We start from the raw sequence: 2,520 nt of genomic DNA, 5'->3' as shown, positions 1-2,520 counted from the left end.
GCTGGCCGACTGCCGCGACAGCCTGGCCGAGACCCGCCGCGAACTCGACCGCGCCCACACCCGCGTGGACCAGCTGCTGGCCACCCGCGCACCGGACGACGAGTCCGCTGCCCGCCACCCCGCAGACAACGCCGAGTGACCCAGCGTGCCTCGCGCCCCCGGGAGGCATCCGGTCGCCGCGAGTGCCTTCCCGGCGACCGGATGCCGCGGGCAAGGCACTCGCGCCGCCCAGCGCGGCACCGGGTTCCGTCACCGCGCTGGGCGGCGGCGCGTGGGTTTGCCTGCCGCGCGGCGAGGACGGGGCCCGCCGGTGCCGACCAGGTGCCACAGGGCTGTCCACTGATCGGCGGTGAGATCCTTCGGCAGTGCCCGCGGTGACACCCCGTGCGCGCGCAGCCAGGTGGCGAGCGTGGCCCGGTCGACTCCGGTGACGCGGGTCAGGACCTCCCGCAGGCCCCGGCCCGGGCCGGTGAACACGTCACCGACGAACCGCTGGTACCCCGCCCGGTCGTCGACCAGGGGACGGTCGCGGCGGGTGAGCGTCAGCAGCCCTGCGTCGACCGACGGCACGGGCCGGAACGCCCGCGCGGGCACCCGCCGGTGCAGGTCGAACCGGTACCACGGCCACCACCGGGCCGTGAGCAGGCTGGCCCCGCCGACACCGGCGCGCCGCCGGGCGACCTCCCACTGCACCAGCAGGACGGCGTTGTGCCAGTGCCGCGCGGCCAGCAGGCGCTTGATCACGGGGGTGGTGAGGTGGAACGGCACGTTGCACACCAGCACGTGCGGCGTACGGGGGAAGCGCACGCGCAGCAGGTCGTCGTGCACGACGGTGACGTGGCCGGGGGTGCGGCGCCGCAGCCGCCGCACCCGCACGGGGTCGATCTCCACGGCGGTCAGGGGCCGGCCCGACCGGCTCAAGGGCAGGGTCAGAGCCCCGTCACCGGCGGCGAGTTCGACGAGCGGACCGTGTGTGCGGGCCACCAGTCCCGTGATCGTGGCGATCACCGACCGGTCGACGAGGAAGTTCTGGCCGAGTTCTTCTCGGCCGCCCGGATAGGGCGAAGGCATGGGGAGGCTCCGTACGAGGACGAGAGGCGGAGCCGGGCAGCACGACGAGGCCGCACCGGCATGAACCGAGCGATGCGGCGAAAACCGACGTCAGAGAGTCAGTCCGCCGTCAGGCGCGACGCAACCTGACGAAGAACACGGCGCTGAACAACGTCCCCATGAACACAGACGGTAGCAGCATTCCGGTGACCGGCGGAATGTGACCACCGCGACGTCCGCTTTGACACGCGGTACACCATTCGCCAGGCTGGTCGGTAGCGGAGGGGAGTACCCACCCTGCCGAAATCGTCACTACGGCGGCCCCGCGGCCACCCGGTCTCGGCACCGTCGCCGCGGGGCCGCCCGCGGCGACGGCCGGGGAGACCTCCGGTCCCTGAAACGGAACCGGAGGTCCTCGATGACGGTTGCCTGGTGGGCCTGGGCCGGTGTGCTCGGTGTCATCCTGTTCATGCTGGCGGTGGACCTGCTCGCCCACCGCCGCGCGCACGTGGTGTCGGTGCGGGAGGCCGCCGCCTGGTCGGCGGTGTGGGTCGCCCTCGGTGTCGCGTTCGGCGCGCTCGTGTGGTGGGTCTGGGGCGCGGAGTTCGCCGGCCAGTACTTCGCCGGATACGTGATCGAGAAGTCGCTGGCGGTGGACAACGTCTTCGTCTTCGCGATCATCTTCAGCTACTTCGCCGTGCCACGCGAGTACCAGCACCGCGTGCTGTTCTACGGCGTGCTGGGCGCGCTGGTGTTCCGCGCGGCGTTCATCGCCGCCGGATCGGTGCTCATCGCGAGTTTCTCGTGGGTGCTGTACCTGTTCGGCGCGTTCTTGGTGTTCACCGGCGTGCGCATGGCGCGGCAGCGGGAGGAGACGGTCGACGTCGAACGCAGCGTGGTGCTGCGGGCGTTCCGGCGTGTCGTTCCGGTCACCGACGACTACGAGGGGCAGCGGTTCCTGGTACGGCGCGCGGGCCGGTGGGTGGCCACTCCCCTGCTGGCCGTGCTCGTGGTCGTCGAGGTCACCGACATCGTGTTCGCCGTGGATTCCATCCCGGCGATCTTCGCGGTCACCCAGGAGCCCTACCTGGTGTTCACCTCGAACGCGTTCGCGATCCTGGGCCTGCGTGCGATGTACTTCCTGCTCGCCGACCTGATGCACCGCTTCGTCTACCTCAAGGCGGGCCTGGCGGTGGTGCTGGTCTGGGGTCGGGGTGAAGATGCTGCTGCTCGACGTGTTCCACATCCCGACCTGGCTGTCGTTGGCCGTGGTCGCCGCCGTGCTCACCATCGCCGTGGCCGCCAGCTGGCGCAGCACCCGAGGCACCACACCCGAGCGCCGAGACCACACCCACCACCCCCACCCCACCCCGAGTAACCGCGACGTTCGCCCCCTCGCGGCCTGCGAGTTCAGGGAGCGCGTGACCTCGCCGAGGGCATCAGCAACGCCGGGGTGCCCGCGGAACGCAT

General features: G+C 71.7%; 1 protein-coding gene and 1 pseudogene. One reads left to right on the top strand and one right to left on the bottom strand.

Going from position 1 to position 2,520, the window contains the following annotated elements; translation table 11 throughout:
- Nucleotides 1–249: 249 nt before the first annotated feature.
- A complete protein-coding gene (gene erm / locus SACSA_RS21130) occupies nt 250–1,071 on the bottom strand; it encodes a 23S ribosomal RNA methyltransferase Erm (RefSeq protein WP_019813108.1) in 822 nt (273 codons plus the stop codon).
- Between the two features lie 397 nt (nt 1,072–1,468).
- Between erm and SACSA_RS0102185 the strand changes: the two are divergent.
- Nucleotides 1,469–2,384: pseudogene (locus SACSA_RS0102185) on the top strand (TerC family protein); the annotation flags it as partial.
- Nucleotides 2,385–2,520 lie beyond the last annotated feature (136 nt).

Source organism: Saccharomonospora saliphila YIM 90502, from assembly GCF_000383795.1.
Classification (GTDB): domain Bacteria; phylum Actinomycetota; class Actinomycetes; order Mycobacteriales; family Pseudonocardiaceae; genus Saccharomonospora; species Saccharomonospora saliphila.
The sequence above is the reverse complement of the archived record's forward strand: the minus strand, read 5'-3'. Positions and strand labels throughout refer to the sequence as shown.

Excerpts from the sequence above, each read along its gene's own strand:
- erm (WP_019813108.1), bottom strand. The coding sequence starts at position 1,071 with ATGCCTTCGCCCTATCCGGGCGGCCGAGAAGAACTCGGCCAGAACTTC.